This is a genomic window from Rhodococcus sp. P4_F5, assembly GCF_056401315.1.
The window spans coordinates 91,132-116,076 of the sequence record NZ_JBFUJP010000006.1; the positions used below are offsets into that span (position 1 = coordinate 91,132).

Annotated in this window: 25 protein-coding genes; 9 read left to right on the forward strand and 16 right to left on the reverse strand. The window is 71.3% G+C overall.

All coding sequences use genetic code 11. The features are described from left to right. Nucleotides 1-25: 25 nt before the first annotated feature. The 3 genes from AC1DU4_RS05415 to AC1DU4_RS05425 are packed head-to-tail and all read right to left on the reverse strand — an operon-like array spanning nt 26 to nt 4,550. Nucleotides 26-1,510 (reverse strand): adenylate/guanylate cyclase domain-containing protein, encoded by a 1,485-nt coding sequence (locus tag AC1DU4_RS05415; protein ID WP_477838034.1) that lies wholly within the window; start codon nt 1,508-1,510, stop codon nt 26-28. Continuing rightward, entirely contained in the window at nt 1,510-3,021 is a 1,512-nt protein-coding gene (locus AC1DU4_RS05420) for an adenylate/guanylate cyclase domain-containing protein (protein ID WP_477838035.1), read from the reverse strand. Before AC1DU4_RS05420 ends, AC1DU4_RS05415 begins: the two co-directional genes overlap by 1 nt. Continuing rightward, the gene (locus AC1DU4_RS05425; protein ID WP_477838036.1) at nt 3,021-4,550 is read right to left on the reverse strand and encodes an adenylate/guanylate cyclase domain-containing protein; all 1,530 of its coding nucleotides are present in this window, start codon (nt 4,548-4,550) and stop codon (nt 3,021-3,023) included. The genes AC1DU4_RS05420 and AC1DU4_RS05425 overlap by 1 nt, the downstream gene beginning before the upstream one ends. 143 nt (nt 4,551-4,693) lie before the next feature. On the opposite strand from AC1DU4_RS05425, the gene AC1DU4_RS05430 reads away from it, so the two are divergent. The 4 genes from AC1DU4_RS05430 to AC1DU4_RS05445 are packed head-to-tail and all read left to right on the forward strand — an operon-like array spanning nt 4,694 to nt 8,986. After that, nucleotides 4,694-6,313 carry an acyl-CoA synthetase gene (locus AC1DU4_RS05430; RefSeq protein WP_477838037.1) on the forward strand — a complete coding sequence of 540 codons (1,620 nt, stop codon included), beginning with the start codon at nt 4,694-4,696 and terminating at the stop codon, nt 6,311-6,313. A gap of 40 nt (nt 6,314-6,353) precedes the next feature. After that, nucleotides 6,354-6,953: a hypothetical protein gene (locus tag AC1DU4_RS05435; protein WP_477838038.1), complete on the forward strand. Its 600-nt coding sequence runs from the start codon at nt 6,354-6,356 to the stop codon at nt 6,951-6,953. Between the two features lie 33 nt (nt 6,954-6,986). Then, nucleotides 6,987-8,540 carry a succinic semialdehyde dehydrogenase gene (locus AC1DU4_RS05440; protein WP_477838039.1) on the forward strand — a complete coding sequence of 518 codons (1,554 nt, stop codon included), beginning with the start codon at nt 6,987-6,989 and terminating at the stop codon, nt 8,538-8,540. Between the two features lie 2 nt (nt 8,541-8,542). Then, complete coding sequence (locus AC1DU4_RS05445; RefSeq protein WP_477838040.1) at nt 8,543-8,986, forward strand: SRPBCC family protein; 444 nt, start codon at nt 8,543-8,545, stop codon at nt 8,984-8,986. Nucleotides 8,987-8,993: 7 nt separating this feature from the next. On the opposite strand, the gene AC1DU4_RS05450 is transcribed toward AC1DU4_RS05445, so the two are convergent. From AC1DU4_RS05450 to AC1DU4_RS05460, 3 genes are read right to left on the reverse strand one after another with little or no spacing between them, the layout of a single operon-like run. Continuing rightward, nucleotides 8,994-9,428, reverse strand: coding sequence for a protein-tyrosine phosphatase family protein (locus tag AC1DU4_RS05450; RefSeq protein ID WP_477838041.1), 435 nt, complete (start codon nt 9,426-9,428; stop codon nt 8,994-8,996). 11 nt (nt 9,429-9,439) lie between these two features. Further along, on the reverse strand, nt 9,440-10,306 hold the full coding sequence (locus AC1DU4_RS05455; RefSeq protein ID WP_477838042.1) for an SDR family NAD(P)-dependent oxidoreductase: 867 nt from the start codon (nt 10,304-10,306) through the stop codon (nt 9,440-9,442). A 59-nt stretch (nt 10,307-10,365) separates the two neighbouring features. Next, entirely contained in the window at nt 10,366-11,754 is a 1,389-nt protein-coding gene (locus tag AC1DU4_RS05460; RefSeq protein ID WP_477838043.1) for a DUF1254 domain-containing protein, read from the reverse strand. 249 nt (nt 11,755-12,003) lie between these two features. On the opposite strand from AC1DU4_RS05460, the gene AC1DU4_RS05465 reads away from it, so the two are divergent. Next, entirely contained in the window at nt 12,004-13,644 is a 1,641-nt protein-coding gene (locus AC1DU4_RS05465; protein ID WP_477838044.1) for a DHA2 family efflux MFS transporter permease subunit, read from the forward strand. Here AC1DU4_RS05465 and AC1DU4_RS05470 read toward each other — a convergent pair. The 6 genes from AC1DU4_RS05470 to AC1DU4_RS05495 are packed head-to-tail and all read right to left on the reverse strand — an operon-like array spanning nt 13,641 to nt 17,404. Further along, complete coding sequence (locus AC1DU4_RS05470) at nt 13,641-14,000, reverse strand: MmcQ/YjbR family DNA-binding protein (RefSeq protein WP_477838045.1); 360 nt, start codon at nt 13,998-14,000, stop codon at nt 13,641-13,643. The genes AC1DU4_RS05465 and AC1DU4_RS05470 overlap by 4 nt on opposite strands. A gap of 32 nt (nt 14,001-14,032) precedes the next feature. After that, nucleotides 14,033-14,986 carry a CopD family protein gene (locus AC1DU4_RS05475; RefSeq protein WP_477838046.1) on the reverse strand — a complete coding sequence of 318 codons (954 nt, stop codon included), beginning with the start codon at nt 14,984-14,986 and terminating at the stop codon, nt 14,033-14,035. 5 nt (nt 14,987-14,991) lie between these two features. Continuing rightward, nucleotides 14,992-15,519, reverse strand: coding sequence for a copper resistance CopC family protein (locus AC1DU4_RS05480; RefSeq protein WP_477838047.1), 528 nt, complete (start codon nt 15,517-15,519; stop codon nt 14,992-14,994). Next, the gene (locus AC1DU4_RS05485; protein WP_072844333.1) at nt 15,516-16,172 is read right to left on the reverse strand and encodes a YcnI family copper-binding membrane protein; all 657 of its coding nucleotides are present in this window, start codon (nt 16,170-16,172) and stop codon (nt 15,516-15,518) included. Before AC1DU4_RS05485 ends, AC1DU4_RS05480 begins: the two co-directional genes overlap by 4 nt. A 48-nt stretch (nt 16,173-16,220) precedes the next feature. After that, complete coding sequence (locus AC1DU4_RS05490) at nt 16,221-16,754, reverse strand: hypothetical protein (RefSeq protein WP_477838048.1); 534 nt, start codon at nt 16,752-16,754, stop codon at nt 16,221-16,223. A 29-nt stretch (nt 16,755-16,783) separates the two neighbouring features. Continuing rightward, nucleotides 16,784-17,404, reverse strand: a complete 621-nt coding sequence (locus AC1DU4_RS05495; protein ID WP_477838049.1) for a DUF6474 family protein — start codon at nt 17,402-17,404, stop codon at nt 16,784-16,786. A gap of 230 nt (nt 17,405-17,634) precedes the next feature. On the opposite strand from AC1DU4_RS05495, the gene AC1DU4_RS05500 reads away from it, so the two are divergent. Then, the gene (locus tag AC1DU4_RS05500; RefSeq protein ID WP_477838064.1) at nt 17,635-19,197 is read left to right on the forward strand and encodes a TM0106 family RecB-like putative nuclease; all 1,563 of its coding nucleotides are present in this window, start codon (nt 17,635-17,637) and stop codon (nt 19,195-19,197) included. A gap of 55 nt (nt 19,198-19,252) precedes the next feature. Here the strand turns inward: AC1DU4_RS05500 and AC1DU4_RS05505 are convergent, their stop codons facing one another. Beyond that, nucleotides 19,253-20,020, reverse strand: coding sequence for an SDR family NAD(P)-dependent oxidoreductase (locus AC1DU4_RS05505; protein ID WP_072844339.1), 768 nt, complete (start codon nt 20,018-20,020; stop codon nt 19,253-19,255). A gap of 278 nt (nt 20,021-20,298) precedes the next feature. Here AC1DU4_RS05505 and AC1DU4_RS05510 point away from each other — a divergent pair, with 278 nt between their 5' ends. Continuing rightward, the gene (locus AC1DU4_RS05510) at nt 20,299-20,553 is read left to right on the forward strand and encodes a hypothetical protein (protein WP_477838050.1); all 255 of its coding nucleotides are present in this window, start codon (nt 20,299-20,301) and stop codon (nt 20,551-20,553) included. A 424-nt stretch (nt 20,554-20,977) separates the two neighbouring features. Here AC1DU4_RS05510 and AC1DU4_RS05515 read toward each other — a convergent pair whose 3' ends face one another. Continuing rightward, nucleotides 20,978-21,142 (reverse strand): hypothetical protein, encoded by a 165-nt coding sequence (locus AC1DU4_RS05515; RefSeq protein WP_477838051.1) that lies wholly within the window; start codon nt 21,140-21,142, stop codon nt 20,978-20,980. 717 nt (nt 21,143-21,859) lie between these two features. Here AC1DU4_RS05515 and AC1DU4_RS05520 point away from each other — a divergent pair. Next, nucleotides 21,860-22,537 (forward strand): hypothetical protein, encoded by a 678-nt coding sequence (locus AC1DU4_RS05520; protein ID WP_477838052.1) that lies wholly within the window; start codon nt 21,860-21,862, stop codon nt 22,535-22,537. A gap of 321 nt (nt 22,538-22,858) precedes the next feature. On the opposite strand, the gene AC1DU4_RS05525 is transcribed toward AC1DU4_RS05520, so the two are convergent. Next, nucleotides 22,859-23,191 (reverse strand): FUSC family protein, encoded by a 333-nt coding sequence (locus AC1DU4_RS05525; RefSeq protein WP_477838053.1) that lies wholly within the window; start codon nt 23,189-23,191, stop codon nt 22,859-22,861. A 357-nt stretch (nt 23,192-23,548) separates the two neighbouring features. Here AC1DU4_RS05525 and AC1DU4_RS05530 point away from each other — a divergent pair, with 357 nt between their 5' ends. Further along, entirely contained in the window at nt 23,549-24,070 is a 522-nt protein-coding gene (locus AC1DU4_RS05530; protein ID WP_477838054.1) for a hypothetical protein, read from the forward strand. 88 nt (nt 24,071-24,158) lie between these two features. Here AC1DU4_RS05530 and AC1DU4_RS05535 read toward each other — a convergent pair. Beyond that, a partial coding sequence (locus AC1DU4_RS05535) for an FUSC family protein (RefSeq protein ID WP_477838055.1) occupies nt 24,159-24,945 on the reverse strand: 787 nt, incomplete at its 5' end.

The window sequence follows — 24,945 nt, forward strand, 5'->3', positions numbered from 1 at the left end:
GTCGCGTGAGGGTCAAGTGGCGCCGTCAATGTGCATTCCGCCGCTGCCGGGCGTTGCCGACGCTGAGCGCGGCGCGGAGCAGCCCGGGGGCGCGCTTGGCGGTACGGAGCACGGCGCGGTCGATCATGCCGAGGCTCGGCGGGTTTCGGGGAACGGTCCGCGTCGGGTGATCGGTGCCGGCGAGCGCGTAGAGGGGCCAGCTCCCGGGTATGCCCTTCAGTTGTCGTTCCCCACGGTCGGTGAACGACAACCCCGAACCCACGACGAGGTCGCGGACGGCGCGCGAGACCAGCACCTCGCCGGGCCCGGCGTCGGCCCTGATCCGGGCGCCGGTGTGCACGGTCATCCCGGTGATCTCCGGGCCCGCGCGCTCGACCGGGCCGGTGTGGACCCCGGCCCGGACCTCGATGCCCAGCGCGTGCGCGTCGAGGCAGATCTGCCGGGCGCACCGGACCGCGGCCACCGGGCCGTCGAAGGTGCTGAAGGTGCCGTCGCCGGTCACGTTGACCACTCGTCCGCCGGCCCGCTCGACGGTGTCCCGGACTTCGCGTTCGTGGGTGGCACGCAGGGAGGCGTATTTCGAATCGCCAATGTGGGCAAGGACTTCGGTTGATCCGACGATGTCGGTGAACAGCACCGCGGCGAGGAACCGGTCCGCGTCGGCGGGGCGGTGCGCGCCGGTGGCGACCTCCTCGACGTGGTCGAGGACCGGTGTCCACGCCTCGCCCAGCGAGGCGCCCGGCGGGGCTGGTGGGAGCAGGTGGAATCGGCCGTGTGGGATCAGGTCCGCGACATGGCGGGCGGCGGCCCGTGGGACCGGGCTGTCGGGGACCAGCAATACCCGGGCCGGACACTGGATCGACGGCAGCACCTGCGTGTAGTCGAGTCGGAAGATCCACTCGAGGTTGGCGCGCGCGGTGGCCGGGGGCGCGGAGCAGCGCTCGAGCAGCGCCATCAGCCGCCGGTTGTAGGGCGAGTCCACCGCCGGGTCCCACAGTGCCGTGCTGTTTCCCGAACCCCATGTCTCGGCGGCCGCGCGCCACCCCTCGATGTACCGCACCACCTCGCCCGGGGCCCAGCCGAAGGGCGGGTGGTCTGCGTCGACGAGGCTCTCGGCGAACGGCTGGACCAGCACGAGCCCGGTGACCCGCTCGGGCTCGCGTGCGGCGAGCAGGCAGAGCGCGGCGCAGGTGCTGGCGACGCCTACCAGCGTGGCCCGCTGTATCCCGACCTCGTCCATGACCGCGAGGACGTCGCTGACCTGCTCGTCGAGGGTGGGCACGTGGTCCACGGGGTCGGACAGGCCGAGGCCACGACGCTGGAAGTGCACGGTTCGGCCGAAGGTGGACCCGCGTTCCATCAGGTAGTGGATCTGCGGGTCGGTCCACAGCAGGTCGAGGTGCATGTTCAACTCGAAGAACCACACCACATCGAGGTCCCCGCCGCCCACCACCTGGTACGCGAGCGCACTGCCCTCGCGGTCGACGTACTGGACCTCCGGGGAATCCATCAGTCCAGGTTAGTCGCCGTCCCGCGGCGGCGGGAGGTTCGCCGCTGCGCTGCGTTGGCGACGGTGGCGACGGTGCGCAGCAGCCGCGGGGCGCGCCGGGCCAGACGCAGTACCGAACGGTCGAACATGTTGGGACTCGGATGGTTTCGTTCCAGAAGCGGGGTGGGGAGGATCGTGTCGTCGAGTGCGTACAGCGACCACCGGCCGGGTACGCCCCTGAGTTCGTGGAGGTCGCGGTCGGCGAAGCAGAGCCCGGATCCCGCGACGAGGTCGCGGACGGCGCGCGAGACCAGCACCTCGCCGGGACCGGCGGCGGCACCGATCCGGGCGCCGGCGTGCACGGTCATCCCGGTGATCTCCGGGCCTGCCCGTTCGACCGGGCCGACGTGCACGCCGGCCCGGACCTCGATACCCAGCGATCCGGCGCCGCCGCAGATTCGATGGGCGCACCGGACCGCGGCCACGGGGCCGTCGAAGGTGCTGAAGGTGCCGTCGCCGGTCACTTTGACCACCCGTCCGCCGCCCTGCTCCACCTCGTCGCGGACCTCACGTTCGTGCGCGGCGAGGAGTGCGGTGTACTTCGAATCACCTATGCGGGCAAGGACTTCGGTGGATCCGACAATGTCGGTGAACAGCACCGCGGCGAGGAACCGGTCCGCGTCCGTCGGGCGGTGTACTCCGGTGGCGATCTCCTCGACATGGTCGAGGACCGGTGTCCACGCCTCGCCCAGCGAGGCGCCCGGCGGGGCGAGTGGCAGCAGGTGGAACCGGCCGTGCGGGATCAGGTCCGCGACGTGCCGGGCGGAGCGTCGGGGGACGGGGCTGTCGGGGACCAGCAACACGCGCGCCGGACACTGGATGGACGGCAGCACCTGGGTGAAGTCGAGTCGGAAGGTCCACTCGAGATGCGTGCGCGCGGTGGACGGGGGTGCGGAACAGCGCTCGAGCAGTGCCATCAGCCTGCGGTTGTAGGGCGAGTCCACCGCCGGGTCCCAGATCCCCGTGCTGTTTCCGGACCCCCACCTCTCGGCGGCCGCGCGCCACCCCGTGACGAACCGTTCCACCTCTTGCGGGTCCCAGCCGAAGGGCGGGCTGTCCGTGTCGAGGAGGCTCTCGCCCAACGGTTGGACGAGGACCAGGCCGGTGACGCGTTCGGGTGCCCGGGCGGCGAGCACGCTGACGGCGGCGCAGGTGCTGGCCACGCCGACCAGCGTGGCCCGCTGTATCCCGACCTCGTCCATGACCGCGAGGAGGTCGCTGACCTGCTCGTCGAGGGTCGGCACCCGGTCGACCGGGTCGGAGAGCCCGAGCCCGCGCCGCTGGAAGTAGGTGGTCCGCGCGAAGGTGGACCCGCGCTCCATCAGGTAGTGGACGTGCGGGTCGGTCCACATCAGGTCCAGGTGCAGGTTGAACTCGAAGAACCAGACCACGTCCAGGTCCCCGTCGCCCACCACCTGGTACGCGAGTGCACTGCCCTCGCGGTCGACGTACTGGATCTCCGGGGGATCCATCAGTCCAGGCCGGTTGCCGTTCCGCGACGGCGGGGGGTCCGCCGCTGCGCCGCGTTGGCCACGGTGGCGACGGTGCGCAGCAGTCGCGGGGTGCGCCGCGCCAAGCCCAGAACCGTGCGGTCGATCATGTTGGGGGTAGGCCTCTTTCGTGCGATCGGGAGAGTCTCGGATTCGCCGTCGAGTGCGTACAGCGACCACCGCCCGGGTACGCCCCTGAGCTCGTGGAGGCCGCGGTCGACGAAGGACAGCCCGGACCCCACGACCAGGTCACGGACGGCGCGGGACGCGAGTACCTCACCCGGGCGGGCAGCGGCCTCGATCCGGGCGCCGACATGGACGGTCATCCCGGTCAGCTCCAGGCCGGTGTGCTCCACCTCGCCGGTGTGCACGCCGGCGCGCACCGCGATGCCCAACGCGGTCGCCGACCGGCAGATCCGTTCGGCGCACCGGAGCGCGGCGGCGGGGCCGTCGAAGACGCTGAAAGTGCCGTCGCCCGAGACGTTCACGAGGCGCCCGCCGGCCCGATCGACCTCGACCCGGACCTGCCGTTCGTAGGCCGCGCGCAGGTCGCGGTACGCCACGTCACCGATCAGGGCCAGCGTCTCGGTGGAGTGCACCACGTCGGTGAACAGCAGCGACGCGAGGAAGCGGTCAGCGTCGGCGGGGCGGTGCATGCCGGTCGCCGACTCCTCCACGTGCTCGAGGACCGGCGTCCAGGCCTCGCCGATCGACGAACCAGGGGGAGCGGGTGGCAGCAGGTGGAACCGGCCGTGCGGGATCAGGTCCGCGACGTGYCGGGCGGCGCCGCGCGGCACGAGGCTGGCCGGGGCCAGCAGCACTCGCGCCGGGCACTGGACCGACGGCAGCGCCCGCGAGTAGTCGAGGCGGAAGATCCACTCGAAGTGGGCCCGGGCGGTCGCCGGGGTGGCCGAGCAGCGCTCCGACAGCGCCATCAGGCGCCGGTTGTGCGTGGTGTCCATCGCCGGATCCCACCTGGCCAGGGAGGCCCCGGTGCCCCATTCGTTGCCCGCGCCGCGCCACCCGGCGATGTAGCGGGCCCGGGACGCCTCGTCCCAGCCGACCGGCATCCGGTCGGTGCCGAGCAGGCTTTCCGCGAACGGTTGGATCAGCACGAGGCTGCGGACCCGGTCGGGTGAGCGGGCCGCCAGCATGCACAGGGCGCCGCAGGTGCTGGTGACGCCCACCATGGTGGCGTGCCGGATCCCGACCTCGTCCATCACCGCGGCGACGTCGTCGGCCTGCTCTTCGAGTGTGGGCACGTGGTCGATGGGGTCGGACAGTCCCACGCCCCGGCGCTGCAGGAACGTGGTGCGCGCGAAGGTGGTGCCGCGCTCGAGCAGGTAGTTGATGTGCGGGTCCGTCCACATCAGGTCCAGGTGCTGCGCCACCTCGAAGAACCAGATCACGTCGCGCCGCGTCGAGTCCCGGGCCTGCTCCGACTCGCCCACCACCTGGTACGCCAGCGCATGACCGTCACGCTGGACGTACCGGGTACCCGGCGGGTCCATTTCCCCAGCGTAGTACCGCCACTCGTGAGCGCGGGTAAGTGATTCGACGGCAACAGTTTTGACTCGGCGGCGACGGGGTACGTGTTAGCTTCGCGAACAATCTCTTGTGGTCTCTGTTGTTCTTGTGAAGTGAGGAACCAGGCGTGACGTTGAACATTGCCGATCTCTACGAAGCCGTCGCGGACGCGATCCCGGACCGGGTTCCGTTGATCTTCGGGTCGTCCGTGCCGGGTTCGGGGCAGCTGGACGTGCAGCGTCGCAGCTACCTCGAGCTGGACCGGCGCGCGAACCGCCTGGCACACCACCTGCAGTCGATCGGCGTGCGGCCCGGCCAACACGTCGGCATCCACATGCGCAACTGCATCGAGTACGTCGAATGCCTGTTGGCCTGCATGAAGATCCGGGCCGTGGCGATCAACGTCAACTACCGCTACACCGACGCCGAGCTGGTCTACCTCTACAACAACTCGGAGGTCGTGGCGCTGGTGGTCGAGTCCGACTACGTGCCGACCGTGGCCGCCGCGCTGCCGCAGTGCCCCGGGCTGGCGCACGTGCTGGTGGTCGGTGAGGCGGGCACCGACCTGGCGGGCGTCGACGTCCGGGACTACGAACCGGCACTGGCGGCGCAGTCGGACGGACGCGACTTCGCCCAGCGCAGCGCGGACGACCACTTCGTCGTCTACACCGGCGGCACCACCGGCATGCCCAAGGGCGTGGTGTGGCGGCACGAGGACTTCTTCTACGCGGCCCTGTCCGGCGCGAACCTGGCGGGGCCGCCGCGGCGATCCGTCGGCGAAGTGGTGGACGCCGCGGTCGCGAACACGAATCCGGCCGTGCTGATGCTGATTCCGCCGCTCATGCACGGCGCCGCGATCTACTCCCTGCTGACCGCGTTCCTGTCCGGCGCGCCGCGCGTGCTGGCCCGCACCTTCGACCCCGAGCAGGTGCTGCGCCTCGTCGAGGCGGAGTCGATCGCCGGCATCACCGTCGTCGGCGACGCCATCGCCGGGCCGATCGCGGACGCCGTCGCCGAGCACGGCTCGCGGTACGACCTGACGTCGCTGAAGCTGATCGGTTCCGGGGGTGCCCTGTTCTCGCCCGCACTCAAGGACCGGCTGCGCGGGATGCTGCCCGGGCTCGTGGTCAAGGACGCTTTCGGCGCCTCGGAGTCCGGCAACGACGGGGTGGTGGAGTTCGGCGCCGACGGCACCAAGCGGATCCGGTCGAACCCGAACATGCTGCTGGTCGACGAGCGGAACCGGGTGCTCGACGCGGACTCCGCGGAGCCCGGCTTCATCGCCCGCCGCGGCCACGTCCCGCTCGCGTACTTCGGCGACCCGGACAAGACGGCCGCGACGTTCCCCACCGTGGACGGGGTGCGGTTGGCGGTGCTCGGCGACATGGGCCGGCGGGAGGCGGACGGGACGATCGTGCTGCTCGGCCGCGGCTCGACGTGCATCAACTCGGGCGGCGAGAAGGTGTACCCCGAGGAGGTGGAGCTGGCCCTCAAGACGCACCCCGCGGTGCTCGACGCCCTGGTCGCCGGCGCCCCCGACGCCCGGTTCGGCGAGAAGGTGGCCGCGGTGGTGGCGCTGCGGGACGGGCACGAGGACGTGGACACCGCCGAGCTCGCCGAGCACTGCCGGGCCCACGTCGCCGGGTACAAGATCCCGCGGTCGATCGTGGTGGTGCCGGCCGTGCTGCGCTCGCCGAGCGGCAAGGCGGACTACCGCTGGGCCAAGGAGACGGTCGCGCAGGCCTGACCCAGGCCCGGCGGTGTGGCCGCCGAGTACGGTCGGTTGTGTGCTGATCTGGTACGTCAGTTACGGGTCGAACATGTCGATCGACCGGCTGGGTTGCTACCTGCGAGGCGGTCGCCCCGCCGGTGGTCGGCGCACCCAACCCGGCGCGCGCGACGGCCGCGCACCGCGGGAGTCGGCGCCGGTCCTGGTGCCGGGCCGGGTCTTCTTCGCCGGTCGGTCGCGGGTGTGGGGCGGCGGCCGGGCCTTCTACGACCCGGACGAGGCGGGCCGGGTCGCGGCTCGGGCGTACCTGCTGACCGCGGAGCAGTTCGACGACGTGCGGTCCCAGGAGCCCGAGTGCTACGACAGGGTGCTGGATCTGGGGCGCCGCGGCGGGCTCGCGATGCGCACGTTCACCTGCCGGGCCCGGGGGTCGACGGCGGTGCACACGGCCCCGTCGCCCGCCTATCTGCGGGCGCTCGGCGCGGGCCTGCGGGAGGCCCACGGTTGGGATCCCGGGCAGGTCGCGGACTACCTCGCGGCCGCTGTTTCGTGGAACCGGACCTCCCCGGTGCCCGCGGCAGCCGCGGTCGCCGGGACGGCAGTGGCGGTTTCTCGGCTGCCCTGTGATGCGGGCCACCGACCAGGTAGGTTGACGTAACTCGAAGAAATACTCACCAGTAGGGGTGCGAAAATGCCTGCTCCGTCCGCCGCAACGTTCGCGCGGCTTCTCGAACTCGTCGCGATCGAAGATGCCGCGAGCCGGCCGACCCGGCCCGTCGTCGAGGCCTTCACCGGCCGCGAACTGGCGACCATCCCCGTCGGCACCGCCGAGGACGCGAAGGCCGCGGTCGCCCGTGCCCGGGTCGCCCAGGTCGCCTGGGCCGCGCGTCCCGCCGAGGAACGCGCCCGGATCTTCCACTGCTACCGCGACCTGGTGCTGGCGAACCGCGACGCGCTGATGGACATGGCGCAGGCCGAGACCGGCAAGTCGCGCGCCGCCGCACAGGAGGAGGTCCTCGACATCTCGATGACCTCGCGTTACTACGCCCGCACGGCACCGAAGGCGCTCGCGCCGAAGCGCGTGCAGGGCATGCTGCCGGGCCTGACGAAGACCGTCGTGCGGCACCACCCGAAGGGCGTCGTCGGCGTCATCTCGCCGTGGAACTACCCGATGACCCTCGCGGTCTCCGACGCCATCGCCGCGCTGCTGGCCGGCAACGCCGTGGTGATCAAGCCGGACAGCCAGACCCCGTACTGCGCCCTGGCCTGCGTCGACCTGCTGTACCAGGCGGGCCTGCCCCGCGACGTGTTCGCCGTGGTGCCCGGCCCGGGCTCCGTGGTCGGCACCGCGCTCGTCGAGAACACCGACTACCTGATGTTCACCGGTTCCTCCGCCACCGGCCAGCTGCTCGCCGAGCAGGCCGGCCGCAGGCTGATCGGCTTCTCCGCCGAGCTCGGCGGCAAGAACCCGATGATCGTCACCAAGGGCGCGAACCTGCGTGAGGTGGCCGACGCCGCCGTGCGCGCCTGCTTCTCGAACTCCGGCCAGCTGTGCATCTCGATCGAGCGCATCTACGTCGAGCAGCCGGTGGCGGACGAGTTCATCCGGCTCTTCGGCGATCGGGTCAAGAAGATGACCCTCGGCGCCGGCTACGAGTTCGGCATCGAGATGGGCAGCCTCGTCTCCGAGGCGCAGGTCAAGACGGTCTCCGGGCACGTCGACGACGCCGTGGTCAAGGGCGCAACCGTGGTCGCCGGCGGCAAGGCCCGCCCCGACCTGGGCCCGCTGTTCTACGAGCCGACGGTGCTCACCGGCGTGACCGACGAGATGGAGTGCGCGCGCAACGAGACGTTCGGGCCGCTGGTGTCGATCTACCCGGTCGCGCATGTCGACGAGGCGATCCGCCTGGCCAACGACACCGAGTACGGCCTCAACGCCAGCGTGTGGGCGGGCACCAAGGCCGAGGGCGAGGCCATCGCCGCGCAGGTCCGCGCCGGCACCGTCAACGTCGACGAGGGCTACGCCCCGGCCTGGGGTAGCACCGCCGCACCGATGGGCGGCATGGGCGTCTCCGGTGTCGGTCGCCGGCACGGCCCCGACGGCATGCTCAAGTACACCGAGTCGCAGACCATCGCCACCACCCGGGTGCTCAATCTCGGTGGGCCGCGCGGACTTCCGCCGAAGCTGTGGGCAAAGGCGCTGGCGCCGTTCATCAAGGTGATGCAGTACCTGCCCGGGCGCTGACCGTGGACCGCGCGAGCGTCCGGATCGAGGCCGCGCCGTCCGCCGTTTGGGACGTCGTCACCGACATCGCCGGCTTCGGCCGGTTCAGCCCCGAGAACACCGGCGGGCGCTGGACCGGCGGACAGCCGGTGACCGTCGGGGCGACGTTCACCGGCGGCAACCGGCACGGTCTGATCCGCTGGACCACCCACTGCACGGTGGTCGACGTGGTTGCGGGGCAGAGGTTCTCGTTCGAGGTGGACGAGTCCAAGGCGCGCTGGACGTACCTGGTGGAGCCGTCGGGGACCGGTACCCGGGTCACCGAGACCCGGGAGATCTACGGAACCCCCGTCCTGCAGGTGCGTCTGGTGCAGCGGTCGAAGCTGATCGGGCGCAACCGGAATGCGCTGATGCAGTCCGGCATGCAGACCACCCTCGCGCGGATGAAGGGGTACCTCGAGCGCTGACGTGGGCTCAGGCCGAGGGGAACCGCGCGACGTAGCGACGCTGCCACGGCGTCTCGACGGCGTGCGGGGAGTACCCGTCCCGGACGAAGGCCACCGCCTCGTATGCGGGCACGCCGTCCAGCACGGCCAGGCACGCGAGCGCGGTGCCGGTCCGGCCGCGTCCGCCGCCGCAGGCGACCTCCACCCGCTCGAACTCGGATCGGCGCCACGCCTCGCGCAACGCGTGGTGCGCGACCGCGGGGTCCGTGGGCAACCAGAAGTCCGGCCACCGGATCCACCGGGTGTCCCACGGCTGGGCGGCCGGTGGGCGGCCGAGCAGGTAGAGCCCGAACTCGGGCGGTGCGCCGTCGGGCAGGGGTCGACGGAGGCCGCGTCCGCGGACGAGTCGTCCGGAGGGCAGCCGCAGCAGCCCGGAAGTGCTTGCGTCCCAAGTGGAATTCATTCGCGGCAGCCTCAGATCCCGGCGGTGAACCGCTGGTTGCGGCCCGCGTCGGCAGGTGCGAGGTTGACCGCGTCGACGAGGCCGACGAGCCGCCCGATCAGCGGCGCGACCCGCCGGGGGCGGTCGACGATCGCGTCGCAGATCACCCGCCCGCCCTGCTCGGCGGTCAGCGCGGCGGTCTTCGCGTACCTCTCGTTCGGCGTGATCATCTCGGTGCGCACCAGCGGCATGTACACCGAGGTGAAGCGGATGTTCTCGTCGAGCGTCTCCGCCTGGAAGGACCGGGAGACCTCGTCCAGGGCGGCCTTGGACGCGACGTACGCGCCGTACCCGGGCCCGCCGGTCAGGTTCGCGAGCGAGAGCACGTTGACCACTTGACCGAAGCGGCGCTCCCGCATCCCGGGCAGGAAGGCGAGCATCAGCCGGACGGCGGCGATGTAGTTCAGCTGCATCGTCCGTTCGAAGTCGTGGATCCGGTCGTAGGACTGCTCGAGGGACCGCCGGATCGACCGCCCCGCGTTGTTGACCAGGATGTCGACGCGCCCGTGGTCGGCGAGCACCTGCGCGGTCGTCGCGGCGACCGCATCCAGGTCGCTGAGGTCGCACGGGTACACCGCGGCCGTGCCCCCGCGCCCGGTCACCGTCGCGGCGACCTCGCGGAGTTCCGGCGCCCGCCGCGCGACGAGCAGCACGGTCGCGCCGGCCGCGCCCAACTCGAGTGCGGCGGCCCGGCCGATCCCGGACGAGGCCCCGGTGACGAGGACGACCCGTCCGGCGACGGCGTCGGCCAGGGAGGGACGCCGGCGCCGGGACCGGAACGGCGAACCCGTGTCGAGCGCATGCCTGACCCTGAACAACCATTCCCGTGTCGAGGACATGGTTCCGGAGCTTAGGGTCCGGCGCCGGTGTCGGTGGCGGAACCCGAGTCCCGCCCCGCTCAGCGCGGAACGATGTCGTCGAGCTTCCAGGTGCGGTCGAAATAGGGCTCGAGCGGGCCGTAGAACCGGAAGTAGGAGAACCAGTGCCGTCCCGGGATCGTCTGGATCCAGTTCGCCTCCTTGCCTTCCGGCGCGGTCGGACCGAAGAAGAGGTCGACGGAGCCGTCGTCGTTGGTGACGAGGTCCGGGTTGCGTGAACCGCGGTCCCCGCGCTGCTGCTCGTTGTCGATCAGGCAGCGGGTGTCGACGTCGTAGACGGTGACGGACCAGAACAGCTTCGCCGGCGGGTCCGCGGGCACGTGCAGGGTGTACTGCTCGCCGCCGTCCAGCCACTCGTCCGAGTCGTCCGTGTACGCGCCGAGGTAGGCCTGCCCGACGCCGGGCGTCTGGCTCTTCATCGCCTCGGAGAAACTGACGGCCTCGTAGAACCATGCTGCCCGCTCGAGCAGCTGGTCGTGGTGCCGGCCGCGCTGGTCGGAGTGGTCGAGCTGGACCACCAGGTCCCACGTCCGGTCCGGCCAATGCAGCGACCCGGGGAACCGCTTGGCGAACGAGTTGGCCTGTGCCATCAGCTCTCCCGTGGCGGTGGCGGCTGTCAGGATCCGGGTCAGCCGCTCGTCGGGCGCGAACGGCTTGCCCTTCTCGATGCCCAGCTGCCCGAGCATGGCCAGGTAGAAGCGGTCGCGCTCGTCGACGATCTCGTGCTGGTAGATCTCGTGCAGCCGGACCCAGTAGTCGAGGCCGCGCGGCTGGTCACCGGTCCAGGGGCGACCGTCCGGGGAGACGATGCGGGTAGCCGGCGCCTCTCGTCCGTCGAACGGGGTGATGCGGACCCCGTCGACCAGCTGCTGGGACCGCTGGTGGTCGGGGTCGAGTGTGCGAAACCCGAACATCACGTTCATGCCGGTGGCCCGGTGCACGAAGTACTCGTCGCCGACGTCGGGCGCATCCTGCCCGGGCGGCACGATCAGGTGCTTGCCGCCACGCCCCTGGTCCGGGCCCATCTCACCGAGGATGCCGAACTCGCGTTGCCAGAAGTCGGAGAAGCCACCCGCGGTGTGCCCGGGCGGCACCTCGACGACCAGCCGCCCGGTCCGGCTCAGGTCGATGAAGTTGAGGATGTACGGCGTCGTCGCGTTCGCGGTGATGAGGCCCAGGCGGTCCCGGTAGCTCACGTAGTGCACCAGGTCGTAGTCGGTCGCGCCGAAGACGTCGCGGTGCTGGGTCTGCCACTGCGCGTAGGACACCAGCGGCAGCGCCCACAGGTAGGCCTGGCACGCCAGCTGGTGGTCGAGCTCGTCGAAGACGAGCGGCAGGTCCGCACGCCGGGGGAGTTCCCCGTCCATCCGGACGTCCGCCAGCTGGCCGGGCAGTTGGGAACTCGACATTGTGTACCTCCACGCCTCGGGTGTTTTCGTCAGCATCGCCGCAACCGGATGCCCGGTGCCTCACCCGCCGAGGATGACCGGGCGGCGATGTGGTGGTCCGCGAGCGCTGGTCTCTCGTCGCCCTCCATCGAAAGGTGGAAATTCTGTGACGACCGGCGGTTCGGACCTGCCGAGTCGGGCCGGGCCTGGTGGAATCGAGACGGTCCCGAAGTCGTTCGGTGACAGATGCTTCGAGCCTGGAGGTCAGCGATGTCGACCGATTCCACCGAGATCGACACCGGACCACGGGCGGACCGCCGCGCCTGGATCGGGCTCGGCGTCCTCGCCGCCGGCTTGTCGATGATCGTGGTCGACGGCACCATCGTCGGTGTCGCGTTGCCGGTGATCATCACCGACCTGAACCTGGACCTGACGGACGCCCAGTGGGTCAACAGCGTCTACTCGGTGGTGTTCGCCGCGCTGCTGCTCACCGCCGGACGGCTCGGCGACCGGCTCGGACGCCGCCGCATGTTCATCGTCGGCGTGCTGCTGTTCATGACCGGCAGCCTGATGGCCGCCGCCGCGGGCAGCGCCACCTCGCTGATCGTGGCCCGGGTGGTCCAGGGCGTCGGCGGCGCGTTCGTGCTGCCGACCACGCTGTCGAGCGTGAATGCCACCTTCCGCGGGAAGGACCGGATCGTCGCGTTCGCGGTGTGGGGCGCCGTCATCTCCGGCATGGCGGCGGTGGGTCCGCTGCTCGGCGGCTGGCTGACCACGTACTTCACCTGGCCGTGGATCTTCATCGTGAACATCCCGATCGGGATCGCCGTGATCATCGGCGCCCTGTTCGCGGTGCGGGAGACCCGCGCCAAGATCACCGAGCCGGGCCTCGACGTGGACGGCCTGCTGCTCAGCGCGATCGGCTTCGGCGGCGTCATCTTCGCCCTGATCGAGGGGCAGAGCCTCGGCTGGTGGAAGCCGATCGCGCCGTTCAGCGTGTTCGGGATCGAGTGGCCGCAGGACGCGCCGGTGTCGGTGGTCCCGGTCGTCGGCGCGATCGGCGTGGCGGCGCTCGTGCTGTTCGTGGTCTGGGAGCGGCACCGGGCCCGCGGCAGCCACCGCTCCGCGATCCTCGACCTGACCCTGTTCTCGGTGCCGACGTTCACCTGGGGCAACCTGACCGCGCTGACCGTGGCGATCGGCGAGTTCGGTCTGCTGCTGGTGCTGCCGCTGTTCCTGGTGAACGCGCTCGGCCTGACCACGATGGGCGCCGGTCTGGTGCTGGCCGCGATGGCGCTGGGCGCCTTCGCCTCCGGCGCGGCGGCCCGGCACGTCGCCGCCGCGTTCGGTGCGCCGAAGACCGTGATCCTGGGATTGGCGCTCGAGGCGGTGGGCGTGGCCGTGGTCGCGGTGTTCATCTCCTCGACGGTGTCCCCGTGGCTGTTGGCGGTGCTGCTGGCGGTGTACGGCGCCGGGCTGGGGCTGGCGTCGGCGCAGCTGACCGGGACGGTGCTCGCCGACATCCCCACCGAGAAGTCCGGGCAGGGGTCGGCCACGCAGAGCACCGTGCGTCAGCTCGGCGCCGCGCTGGGCTCCGCGATCCTGGGTGCGGTGCTCTCGATCTCGTTGGCGCAGAACCTCACCGACCGTCTCGAACCGGTCACCGCGGTACCGCCGCCGGTGCAGGAGCAGCTGGTCACCGCGACCCGGGACTCGGCCGGCGGCACCATCTCAGGTCTGCGCGAGCAGGGCGAGCAGGGCAAGCTCGGGCCGGCCGGGCCGGAGGTCACCACCGCGCTGTCGGAGGGCTTCGGCGACTCCACCCGCACCGCGCTGTTCGTGGCGTCCGGGTTCCTGGCGCTCGGACTGGTCAGCGCGACCGCGCTCAACGCGCGCTCGCGCCGGGACTAGGTGGCCTCGGAGTCGCGGTCGTACGCCGCGATCACCCGCTTCGGGGCAGTCAGCCGCCAGGCCTCCTCGACCAGTTCGGCCAGCTCCTGCGGGTCCACCCGGGCCAGCACCACGTCGATCCAGCCCCACCGGCCGAAGAACGGCGCCACCAGGAACACGTCCGGGTTCTCGGCGATCAGCGCGGCCTGGTCGTCGCGGGTGGCCTTCAGGCACACCGTCGGGGCGCCGTACCCGACGAGCCCGAACATCTTCTTGCGCACCCGGAAGGTCGGCTGGTCGCCCCAGTTGGCGACCACCACCTCCTCGGCCTCGGGTAGGGCCAGCATCAGCGTGCGTGCGTCGCGCTCGGTGGGCATGGTTCCTTTCTAGCCCCGCCCACCGACACCGGTCAGGCGGTGGTGGCCAGTGCCGCGGCCAGGCCGAAGGCCACCGACAGCGCCAGCACCTCCACCGTCGCGCGGCGCAACGACTCCTCGGCCGGGGTGCGGTGTGCGCCCGCCGCCGGCACCCAGGTGCGACGCCACCACCAGCCGAGCCCGGCCAGCGCGACCAGTGCCACGGCCTTGGCCAGCACGATCCGCCCGTACCCGGTGTCGACCAGGGCGCCGGGACCGCCGAGCCGGACCGCGGCGTCCACGGTCCCGGTCACGGCCAGAGCGGCCACGCACCGCCACGCCAGGGTGGAGTAGCGCGGCAGCAGCAGCGCCCAGCCGCCGCGACCGCGCACCAGCATCGCCATCGCGACCAGCGGACCGAGCCACAGCGCGGCGGCCAGCACGTGCACCGCCACGAACGCCGACCCGAGGGTCTGCGCCGACATGTGCCCGGTCACCGGGCGGGCGGCCAACGCGAACCCGGCCAGCACCGCCACCGGCAGCGGCGACCACGGCGCGCCGCGCCGGAACGCGACCGCCGCGAAGACGGTGGTCGCGGCGGTGCAGGCCAGCACCGCCGCGCCGATCTGTCCGGCACTGATCTCCCCGACGAACCGGCCGAACGCGGCGGCGGGCAGCACGCCCGGCGCCCGTTCCGCGGTCTCGGCGGCCGCGGACACCAGCAGGGCCGCCTCGGCCACCGACCAGGCGCCGGCCAGCGCCGCGACCGGACGCCACAGGTCGGCCCGGGGGACCACCGGCCGCCGGTCCCCGCGTTGGAGCCATTCCAGCGCCGCCAGGCCGAGCACCGCGGAGCCGAGCAGCACCGACAGCAGCCGGATCGCGCTGGACGGGTCCGGGCCCGACGGCGTCGCCAACAGCCAGGCGAGGCCGATGCCGGCCAGCCCGGCGGGCCCGGCGAGCAGCAGCCACCGCGGACCGGTCCGCGGCGCGCCCGCCCGGTCCATCGAGGTCAGTCCTTGGCGGGCCGGCGCAGCATGAACGCCAGCCCGCCCGCGAACACCACCACGGCGGCCGCGATGAACGGCCACAGCGGCAGTCCGTCGGAACTGTCGTCGGAGCCCTCGGCCGCGGCGCCGCCCGGCCTGGGGCCGGGGGTGCCGGTGCCGGGCTCGGTCAGGGTGAACTTGCTGGTACCGCTCACCGGGTGCCCGTCCGCCGAGGTGATCCGGTAGGCGATCGTGTACTCCCCGACGGGGCCGAGCGGCCCCACCGGCACGCTGGCCGTCTGGCCCTGGACCGACGGCTCGCCCTTCGACCACAGGTTGCCGTCCGGGCCCACCACAGTGAGCGTCGCGAAGCTGGACTGCGGGGGCTCGTTGAACGTCAGCGTCACCTGGTCGGGTCCGGTGGCCACCGAGGCCCCGTTCTCCGGGCTGGACGCGGTCACCGCCGAGTGGGCGGCGGCGACGCCCCCGCCGAGCAGCGCGGCGAGAACAGCGAGCAGTGCGACCGCGAGGACGCGGATCCGGGCGCTCATGCCCGACGGCTTCGGACGGTGGCGCCGATGCCGAGGGCCGCGCCCAGCGCGCCGAGCACCAGTCCGGCGCCGCCGAGCCAGCGGGCGGTGGTGTCCACGGCGGCGTCGGGCTCGTCGCCCGTCGAGGTGCTCGCGCCGTGCGAGCCGTCACCCTCCTCGGCCGCGGCCAGGGTCAGGCTGGGGGTCGGCTTGTCCGGCTCCGCGCCGTCGGGGCCGGGCTGCTGGTTCCAGGAGACGACCTTGCCGTCGCTGTAGGTCTGCACCGCAGGGAAGGACACGGTGTCCTCGCTGGGCAGCGGGCCCGCGGACAGCAGGAACTGCTGGAACTGGCCGGGGCCGACGGCCACGCCCGGGTCCGCGGTCCAGGTGACCTCGGTGGCGGCCTGGGTGGCGGGGTCCTTGACGACCTGCGAGGTCCAGCCCGGCATCGGCTCGGTGCGGGCCGACTTCAGGCCCGGCAGGGTGACGGTCAGCTTGGTGGTGCCCGCGGTGTCGGACTCGGTGGGCACCTTGAAGGTGAGCACCGTGTAGCCGCCCTGGGCGGCGCCGGGTGCGCTCACCCCGACGTGGGCCGAGGCGACGCCGGATCCGAGCAGCAGCACGCCACCGGCCGCGCCGGCCGTGACGAGGGCACGCGAAAGGGAGATGTTCATCTGTGTGGTTGTCGTTTCTACTCGAGAGGAAGACCTGGGGGAGTGCGGTCAGGCGCGTGCCGCCGCGGGCGGTCCCCGTCTCGAGATGGCGAAGTCGAGCAGCATCGGCCCGGCGGCGCCAACCCCGGCGGCGCGAATGGCGCCGCCGGTAGGCCGCTGCGGTGCCGGGATCGGCCGCAGCAGGACCCGCAGCACCCGGGTGATCGGCCCGTACAGCCGTTCCGCCGCGCGGATGAGGGTTGCGCACACCACCGTGGCGGCGGCGTGCCCGAGGAGCATCGACAGCCCGCGCGGGGACAGGTCGGCGCCGGCGTGCTGATGCACGAGCGCGGTCGACAACGCGAGGTGACCGACCAGCTGCCCGCAGGCCAGCGCGCCGAGCAGCGCGAGGACGCCACCGCCGCGGATGCTGCCGGTGAGCGCGCCGACGCCGGCGCAGCCCAGCACCAGCAGGGTCAGCGCCGCGGTGGAGGGGAAGCCGCCGCCCCCGAGACCGTGCCCCGCCACGGCCATCGCCGCGGTGAGCGCCCCCACCGCGGCGCCGCGCATGCGGGCCGTGGGGGTGGTGCGGGGGGCGGTCATCGGTCTCGGGGGTCCTGGTTCGGCTTCGGTCAGCGCACGCCGAGGCGCGCCAGCAGGTCGGCCTCGACGCCGTCGAGTTCGGCGGCGATCGCGTGGTGCGCGGCCCTGCGGCGCGGCGTGGGCATCTGCTCGGCCGCCCGGACGGCGGTGCTCAGCTCGGTCAACCGGCCGCGGATCGCGGCGGTGAACGCGACGGTCTCGGCGTCGTTGAACTGCGCGGCGATGTCGTTGGCGGAACGCTCGGCCCCCGCGATCCGGGCGCTGAGATGGGCGCCGTGCCCGGTGTACGTGCCGAGTTCCTCCGCGGCGATGCCCATCTTCGCGGCCCGCTGCTGGTCGAGCTGGCCGCGCACCACCACCGCGCCGCGGTAGATCAGCGGGGCGAGCACGGGGGTGAGCAGCCGTGCGATGCCGATGTACTTGCGGACCTGGCTGACGCTGAGCTTGCCCCCGCGCTGAGCCGCCTTCTCCTGTGCCTTCAGCGCCGAGATCTGAGCCTTCTCGATCTTCTTCGTGGACTTCGAGTCGGACTTCATCTTCTTGCGGTCGTTGCGGGCACCGAGCTTGGCCTCCATCTTGGCCTTCGTCTTGAGTGCCTTCGCCTCCGCACGGCGGGTCGCGCGTGTCTTGCGTTTCCGGAACAAACCCATGCGTAGAGCCCCTCGTCTCGGGTGCGCGAACACCGGCGCGCGTGTCCGCTACAGCGTATCCGCGACACCGCCCGGCGCGGCGGGGGCATGGCGCCGCGGTGAAGCGATGCGGCTTGTCGGTACGGCGGACCATAATCTCTTTCATTGTGATTTCTTCGCAAGACCCGCAGGACCAGCCGCAGGCGGCCGTCGCCGAACTGCCCCCGCCCACGCAGGGGCAGTCACCACCGGTGCTCATCGACCCCCGCGCCCTGACGAGCTGCCGGCACCGCGTCCACCTCGACGCGGCGCACCCGGCGGCGGTCGCGTCGGTCCCCGAGGACGTCGGCGTCCAGCAGCGCCGCGAGGCGGCCCGCGCGCACCGCGAGGCGATGCGGCAACGGCTGATGGACGCGGACGGGCTGAACTGGGTGGTCGTCGACGCGGCCGCGCCGGCCCGGGAGCGGGCCGCGGCCACGCTGGCGGCCTGCGCGGACGGCGCCGACCGGATCTGGGGTGCGGTGCTGCCGCTGGAGTTCGACACCGGCCGGCGCGGCCGCGCCGAGCTGCTGGTCCGCGACGCCGAGCGGGGCGGCTACTTCCCGGTGATCGTGGTCAACCACAAGGTCACCGACCCGGGCAGCGGCGCGGTGACCTCCGGCCTGGACGCCTGGGCGCCCGCGGTCGACGAGACCCGAAAGGTACGCGCGCAGCTGCGCGACCAGTTCCGGCTCGCGCAGCTGTACCGGATGCTCGAGCGCCGCGGCCACGCCAGCCCCGCGATGCTCGGCGGTGCCATCGGGTACGGCGGCGAGTGCATCCTGGTGCACGACCTGGCCGCGGTGATGGACCAGTACGACGAGCGGTTCGCGGACCGGATCGCCGTCGCTCGCGGCGAGCTCGCCACCGTCCCCTCGCAGATCGGCGAGTGCCGGTCCTGCCCCTGGTGGGACGCGTGCAAGGCGGAGCTGACGCAGGCGCGTGACGTGAGCCTGGTGGCGTCGGGGTCGCGGGCGGACGTGCTGCGCGCGGCCGGCGTGGACACCATCGACGCGCTGGCCGCCTGGGACGGGCCGGCGCCGGAGGACTGGCAGGGCAACGGCTTCGCCGACTCCGTGGTGATCGCGCGCGCGTGGCTGGCGGGCGTGCCGCTGGCGCGCCGGCACGAGACGGTGACGGTGCAGCGCGCCGACGTCGAGGTGGACGTCGACATGGAGAGCTACCAGGAGCACGGCGCCTACCTGTGGGGCACGCTGCTCACGGAGGGCGGGGTCACCGAGCCGTACCGCCCGTTCGTCACCTGGGACCCGCTGCCGACACGGGACGAGGGCCGCTCCTTCGCCGAGTTCTGGACCTGGCTGACCGGAACCCTCGAGGCGACGCTGGCGCAGGGGAAAACCTTTGCCGCGTACTGCTATTCGCGTGCGGCCGAGGACAAGTGGCTGCTGGACTCGGCGACCCGGTTCGCCGGGATGCCGGGGATCCCCACCGTCAAGCAGGTCCGGACGTTCATCGACGGCCCGCACTGGGTGGACATCTACCAGGCGGTGGGCGAGCAGTTCGTCTGCCCGAACGGCAAGGGGCTCAAGAAGATCGCTCCGGTGGCCGGGTTCAACTGGCGGGACGCGGAAGCCGGCGGCGAGGCGTCGATGAGCTGGTACCGGGAGGCGGTCGGCTACGACGGGGAGCCGAACCTCGACCAGCGCGAGCGGCTGTTCGTCTACAACGAGGACGACGTCCGGGCGACAAAGGTGTTGCGGGAGTGGATGACCGAGCGCGCGGAGGCCGAGATTCCGCTCGCCTCGGAGCTGTAGCGGAGACGATCGGGCGGGCCCCGGGTTCCGGGGCCCGCCCGATCTCGGGGGAGGGCTAGCGCGGCGCCATGCGCAGGGCGCCGTCCATGCGGATGGTCTCGCCGTTGAGGTAGTCGTGCTCGACGATCATCTGCGCGAGCTGCGCGTACTCGTCCGGACGGCCCAGGCGGGACGGGAACGGCACGCCGGACTCGAGGCCCTTGCGGTACTCGTCGGTGACGCCGGCGAGCATCGGGGTGTCGATGATGCCGGGGGCGATGGTGTTGACGCGGATGCCGAACTGCGCGAGGTCGCGGGCGGCCGGGACGGTCATGCCGTGCACGCCGCCCTTGGACGCGGAGTACGCGATCTGGCCGATCTGGCCCTCGAACGCGGCGACGGACGCGGTGTTGATGACCACGCCGCGCTGGCCGGTGGCGTCGACGGCGTCGGTCTTGGCGATCGCGTCGGCGGCCAGCCGCATCACGTTGAAGGTGCCCAGCAGGTTGACGGTGATGACCGTGCGGAACAGCTCGAGGTCGTGCGGGCCGTTCTTGGACAGGATGCGGCCGGCCCAGCCGACGCCGGCGCAGTTGACGACGGTGCGCAGCGGCACGCCGGAGGCGACGATCTGCTCGATCGCGGCCTGGACCTCGTCGCCGCTGGTGACGTCGGTGGGGATGAGGGTGACGCCGGCCGGGACGCTGTCGCCGGCCCGCTCGATGGACTGGGCCAGGTCCAGCCCGAAGACGGTGGCGCCTGCGTCGGCGAAGCGCTTCGCGGTGGCTGCGCCGAGGCCGGAGGCTGCACCGGTGACCAGTGCCGCGGTTCCCTGGAGTTCCACTGTTCGATCCTCTTTTCTGGCGGCCACCGTTGGCCAGCCGGTAGTGACCTGAACGATAGCGCCTGACCCTGAGTCTGGTTAAGGACGGTTCACCGAAAGGTGCGGTCGGGGCGCCGATACGGCCGGGCGAAGTCGTTGTGTACAACGCTTGACCTGCGGAGACGTCGATTTCCGATTTCGGTGTCAGGGGCGCGTTGCCGGTCCCTATGCTGGCGCGGTCGGGGGGCGTGCGAGCGGTGTGGCCGTCCCGTCATCACATTTCGAACGAAGGATTATTCATGCTTCGAACTCTGGCGCGCCGTGGTGCGTCTGTTCTTGTTGCGGCTGCTCTGCTCTGGGGTGGTGTAGCGCTCGGTGGTGGTACGGCGTCGGCCACGGAAGCCCCCGGCGGCGTGAACGATCTTGTCAGTGGCTCCGTCGATATGATGCGCGCGATCACCTCCGTCTTGTTGTTGGACGTCGTCGCCGGCTCATCAGACTCCGACAGCGTCTCGAACTCATGGGTGCCATGCTGCGTAATGCTGCCCAATTAGGCGCGGCGCTTCTCGAATAGTTGCCGGGGCGCGGCTAGCGTCACCCATCAGCCCCCGAAGGGGTTCGAGTTCGTCCGCGCGACGTATGCGAACCGGAAGGATTCGCCGCTGAGCTGGACCGTGACGTCGGATCCCGCAACAGGGGCTGTCACCCTGACGGCACCGCCGGAGGGTTGGGCGGTGGATCAATTCATCGTTTTCACCTTCGTATAAAAGGCGGGCGACGCGATGCGCGGCGCCGACGGCGACAACCGCGCCACAGTGACCGGTACCGGGGATCCGACCGCAGGCGAATGGCTGGTGACGGCAAACACGCGGGTCGAGTCCGGCAGTCCGAATTCCGGCAGTTACGGATCCTGATCCGTTCGTCCGCCGGCTTGTCGACGCGGGGATGGCCGCGACCGAGCCTGCATGGCCGGCGCGGTCATCCCGCGGTCGGTGAATGGACCGACCGCCGCAGGGTGAGTGTGGCCACCACCACCCCGACCACCGCGCCTATCAGGATGTCCAGCACCCGCGGGACGGCGCCGTCCGGATTCACGCGCACGCCGTCGCTTCCGGTGTCGATCCCCTTTGCGTTCAACGCCATTGACTCGCAGATGATGATCACTGAATTCATCTGTAGGGAAATGGATTTCGCTCTACGATGGCCCAGTCGGGGGGCGTTCGAGCAGTGTGCCGTCCCGTCCCCAAACCTCGAATGAAGGAATTTGCATGTTGCGAACCTTGACGCGCCGTGGCGCCTCCGTCCTTGTCGCGGTTGCTCTGCTCGGGGGCGGTTTGGCCCTCGGGGCGGGCTCGGCGTCGGCCCAGGAGTTCCCGGGCGGAGTGATCGGTTCCGTAGGGGACCTCGGTGCGGGCTCCGTGCTCGGCGCAGGGATTGCGAGCGGCTCCATCGACACGGCAGACATCTGGACAGGGTGTCCGGCTATTCAGTTCGGTTGCCCCGACCCCCTCCCCACCAGTACCGAGATATTGAGTGCCTGGTTGCGGGGGATCCCCCCAGAAATCGCATTCCCCGAGGGGGAGCCGAGGGAGTATGTGGGTAGCTGACCAGTTCCATGTCACGACACGAGAACTGGAACATCGAGGCACGGCGCTTGGTACGGCTCTCGCCGTCAGCCTCGTCGGTATGAGCGGCGGGCCGCCGCCCGGCCGCGTTTAACGCTTTGAGCTGCAAAAAGTCGGGTTCCCCATTTATCCGTCGGTCTGGCCAACTTTGTCCTAATCTGGCGCGATCGGGGGGGGGTCCCATTGCTGTGGCGTCCCAGTCCAGGGTCCCTGCAATTCGAAATGGAGACTGATCTTGTCGAACAACTGGATGCGCCGCGGCGCATCGATCCTTGCCGTCGCGGCAATCGCCGCCGGAGGGCTGACCGCGGGAATCGGTACGGCAACGGGGGTGGGGTCCGCCGACCTCGGGGGGATCCTGCCGCTCGTGTCCGGCTCGGCTGATCTACCCATCTGTCGGCCCGCGGCCTACAGGTACGCGGCGCCGAAGCAGGCGGGGGACGTCACGGCGCGGAGGACCGTAGTCTCCCCCGGAACTCCCGGATCCTGGTTCCGGAGCAGTGACTGGTTCGAGGTCGCGGGCAACGAGACCAAGTATGTCCAGCGTCTCACCGACTACCCGCCCTCGGCGGAGTACAAGCTCAGGTCTATCCGAATCATGTGGCGGGATGTGGATAGTGGTGAAGTCAGGACGGAGACCCAGCCCCCGACATCCATCGACCGGCAGACCGGAGCGGTGACGGTCACCGGGAACTGGCCTGTCAGCGGCGACGCGTACTCACAGGGCAACACGGACTTCGACTTCACATATGACATTCCGCTGGCGGTCGAGATCGGCTCGGTCCAGGAAAGCGGCGTCGGGTTCACCGCCACCGGTCTCGCACCCCAGGACTGGCCGGTGACGGACGGGGCCGGCCTCGAGATCGTCGAGGGCCCCGCCATCTGCCGCGGCATCCCCGGCAATCAGTGGTGAGGCGGCGGTCACCCGGATTTTGGGATGGCCGCCGCGGTAACGGCACGAGGCGAAGTCCGGGGTTCCAAAGCTCCGCTCCGACGAACTCGAACCCCTTCGGGGGCTGATGGGTAGCACTCGTGACGCCCAACGCCGCACCACCACGGGAATTTGGTGAGGCGGTATCTGGCATTGTCCTGAGGGGCCGTCGCTCTGGCTGCTGACGGGAACACGCGGGTTGAGTCCGACAGCTCGAATTCCGGCGGTGGAGGATCCTGATTCGTTCGTCCGCGCGGTTTGTCACCGCGGGGGGCCGCGACCGAGCCTGCATGGCCGGCGCGGTCACGCCGTGGTCGGGGAATGGACGGATCGCCGCAGGGTGAGTGCGGCCATCACCACGCCGACCACCGCGCCGACCAGGGTGTCGAGCACCCGGGCAACCGCGATGTCCGGGGTGACGTGCGTGCCCAGTCCGACCATCAGCAGTGCCATCGGGGTGACCGCCAGCGAGGTCAGGGTGTAGTTCCTGACCACCAGGAGCTCGGCCAGAACTTGCAGCAGCACGATCGCGACGACCGCCTGCCAGTAGCTGAGGGCGGCCGCGATCAGGACCGCCGCGATCGCCGCGCCGCGGGCAGCGCGTCCAACCGCTCCGCACTGATTGCGCGGCTGCATTCTTCGCAGTCGCTGTACGGACGCCCGGACTACACGCGCACCCGGTAACCGCCAGTGTCTATCCCATTAGCGTTCAACGCCCTTGGCATACAGATGATGATCACTGAATTCATCTGTAGGGAAATGGATTTCGCTCTACGATGGCCCGGTCGGGGGGCGTTCGAGCAGTGTGGCGCCCAGCCCCCAAACCTCGAACGAAGGAACCGAATGTTTCGAACCTTGGCGCGCCGTGGCGCGTCCGTTCTTGTCGCGGCGGCTCTGCTCGGTGGCGGTCTGGCCGTCGGCGGGGGCCCGGCATCGGCCGTGGAACTCCCAGGCACCGCGGGTGCGGAGGGGAGTTCCGGGTCGACATCATGGTTGCCCGACGAGGTCGCGCAACGGATTCTCCGGGCGTGCACGCCCCATGACCTTCCCCCCAAGCTGTGCTGGGAGCCCCGGGCCTACGAGTACGTCCATGCCGGAGACTTGGGGATCGGGCTCCAGAGCCCGAAGGCAGTAGCACCCCAGGGCGATGCCGCATACGACGTCTGGGTCTTCCGGGATCGCGAATCCAGTGGTGATTCGGCGTTGGCCGTCACGAGCGTCACCCATCAGCCACCGAAGGGGTTTGAGTTCGTCGGAGCGGAGTATTCGAACCTCGAGGTCGCGCCGTTGAGCTGGACCGTGACGTCGGATCCCGCAACAGGGGCTGTCACTCTGACGGCACCGCCGGAGGGTTGGGCGGTGGATCAATACATCAGTTTCCGCTTCAAGTACAAGGCGGGCGACGCGCTGCGCGGCGCAGATGGTGATCACGGCGCCACATTCACCGGTACCGGGGTTCCGCCCGCGGACGGTTGGCTGGTGACGGGAAACACGCGGGTTCAGCCCGACAGCTAGGAGCCCGGCAGTGGCGGATCCTGATCGGTTCGTCCGCCCGGTTTGTCGCCGCACGGGTGGCCGCGACCGGCCTGCATGGCCGGCGCGGTCATCCCGCGGTCGGTGAATGGACCGACCGCCGCAGGGTTATTGCCGCGATCACGACCCCGACCACCGCGCCGACCAGCGTGTCCAGCACCCGCGGGACCGCGATGTCCGGGGTGATGGGCGTGCCCAGCCCGACCATCAGCAGGGCCAGCGGGGTGACCGCGAGCGAGGTCAGTGCGTAGTTCCTGACCACCAGGAGTTCGGCGAGGACCTGCAGCGCCACGATCGCGACGACCGCCTGCCAGTAACTCAGGGCGGCCGCGATGAGGACCGCCGCGATCGCGGCGCCGCCGATGTTGCCGAGCAGTCTGGCGATGGCGCGCTGCGCGGTGTGGCTGAAGGTGAGCCCTTGCATGGCGGCGATGGCGCCGAGCGAGGCCCACAGCGGGTGCCCGAGGCCGGCGGCCGCGGCCGCCCCGCCGGCCAGCGCCGACGCCGCGGCGATGCGCGCGCCGTTTGCGAGGAGCCCGCGCGAGCGCAGCCGGCGTGCCCCGTCGGTGAGGAACCCGCCGACCGGCGGCAGCTCCGGCGCGTCGTCCGGTGAGGGAATGACGATGCGGCGCTTGACCTTACGGAGTTCATGCTCGTGCGCGGCGACCCGGTGCAGGCGGTCGGCGTCACCGTCGACCAGCCAGCGCTCCACCGCGAGGTCGGCGTCGGCGAGCAGGGCGGTGAGGTCGCGGGCGTGCGCGGTGCTCCGCTCGCCGCGGGCGCTCACCGCCACCACCTCGCGGGCGTGGGCGAGGGCGCCGCGGGCCGCGGCCGGGTCCCGCGGTCCGGGGCCGTCG

What these genes read in the sequence shown, in the direction of transcription:
- AC1DU4_RS05415 (WP_477838034.1), bottom strand. Translation starts at nt 1,510, where the DNA reads ATGGATTCCCCGGAGGTCCAGTACGTCGACCGCGAGGGCAGTGCGCTC.
- AC1DU4_RS05420 (WP_477838035.1), bottom strand. Translation starts at nt 3,021, where the DNA reads ATGGATCCCCCGGAGATCCAGTACGTCGACCGCGAGGGCAGTGCACTC.
- AC1DU4_RS05440 (WP_477838039.1), top strand. Translation starts at nt 6,987, where the DNA reads ATGCCTGCTCCGTCCGCCGCAACGTTCGCGCGGCTTCTCGAACTCGTC.
- AC1DU4_RS05450 (WP_477838041.1), bottom strand. Translation starts at nt 9,428, where the DNA reads ATGAATTCCACTTGGGACGCAAGCACTTCCGGGCTGCTGCGGCTGCCC.
- AC1DU4_RS05455 (WP_477838042.1), bottom strand. Translation starts at nt 10,306, where the DNA reads ATGTCCTCGACACGGGAATGGTTGTTCAGGGTCAGGCATGCGCTCGAC.
- AC1DU4_RS05460 (WP_477838043.1), bottom strand. Translation starts at nt 11,754, where the DNA reads ATGTCGAGTTCCCAACTGCCCGGCCAGCTGGCGGACGTCCGGATGGAC.
- AC1DU4_RS05465 (WP_477838044.1), top strand. Translation starts at nt 12,004, where the DNA reads ATGTCGACCGATTCCACCGAGATCGACACCGGACCACGGGCGGACCGC.
- AC1DU4_RS05470 (WP_477838045.1), bottom strand. Translation starts at nt 14,000, where the DNA reads ATGCCCACCGAGCGCGACGCACGCACGCTGATGCTGGCCCTACCCGAG.
- AC1DU4_RS05475 (WP_477838046.1), bottom strand. Translation starts at nt 14,986, where the DNA reads ATGGACCGGGCGGGCGCGCCGCGGACCGGTCCGCGGTGGCTGCTGCTC.
- AC1DU4_RS05480 (WP_477838047.1), bottom strand. Translation starts at nt 15,519, where the DNA reads ATGAGCGCCCGGATCCGCGTCCTCGCGGTCGCACTGCTCGCTGTTCTC.
- AC1DU4_RS05485 (WP_072844333.1), bottom strand. Translation starts at nt 16,172, where the DNA reads ATGAACATCTCCCTTTCGCGTGCCCTCGTCACGGCCGGCGCGGCCGGT.
- AC1DU4_RS05490 (WP_477838048.1), bottom strand. Translation starts at nt 16,754, where the DNA reads ATGACCGCCCCCCGCACCACCCCCACGGCCCGCATGCGCGGCGCCGCG.
- AC1DU4_RS05495 (WP_477838049.1), bottom strand. Translation starts at nt 17,404, where the DNA reads ATGGGTTTGTTCCGGAAACGCAAGACACGCGCGACCCGCCGTGCGGAG.
- AC1DU4_RS05510 (WP_477838050.1), top strand. Translation starts at nt 20,299, where the DNA reads ATGCTTCGAACTCTGGCGCGCCGTGGTGCGTCTGTTCTTGTTGCGGCT.
- AC1DU4_RS05515 (WP_477838051.1), bottom strand. Translation starts at nt 21,142, where the DNA reads ATGGCGTTGAACGCAAAGGGGATCGACACCGGAAGCGACGGCGTGCGC.
- AC1DU4_RS05525 (WP_477838053.1), bottom strand. Translation starts at nt 23,191, where the DNA reads ATGCAGCCGCGCAATCAGTGCGGAGCGGTTGGACGCGCTGCCCGCGGC.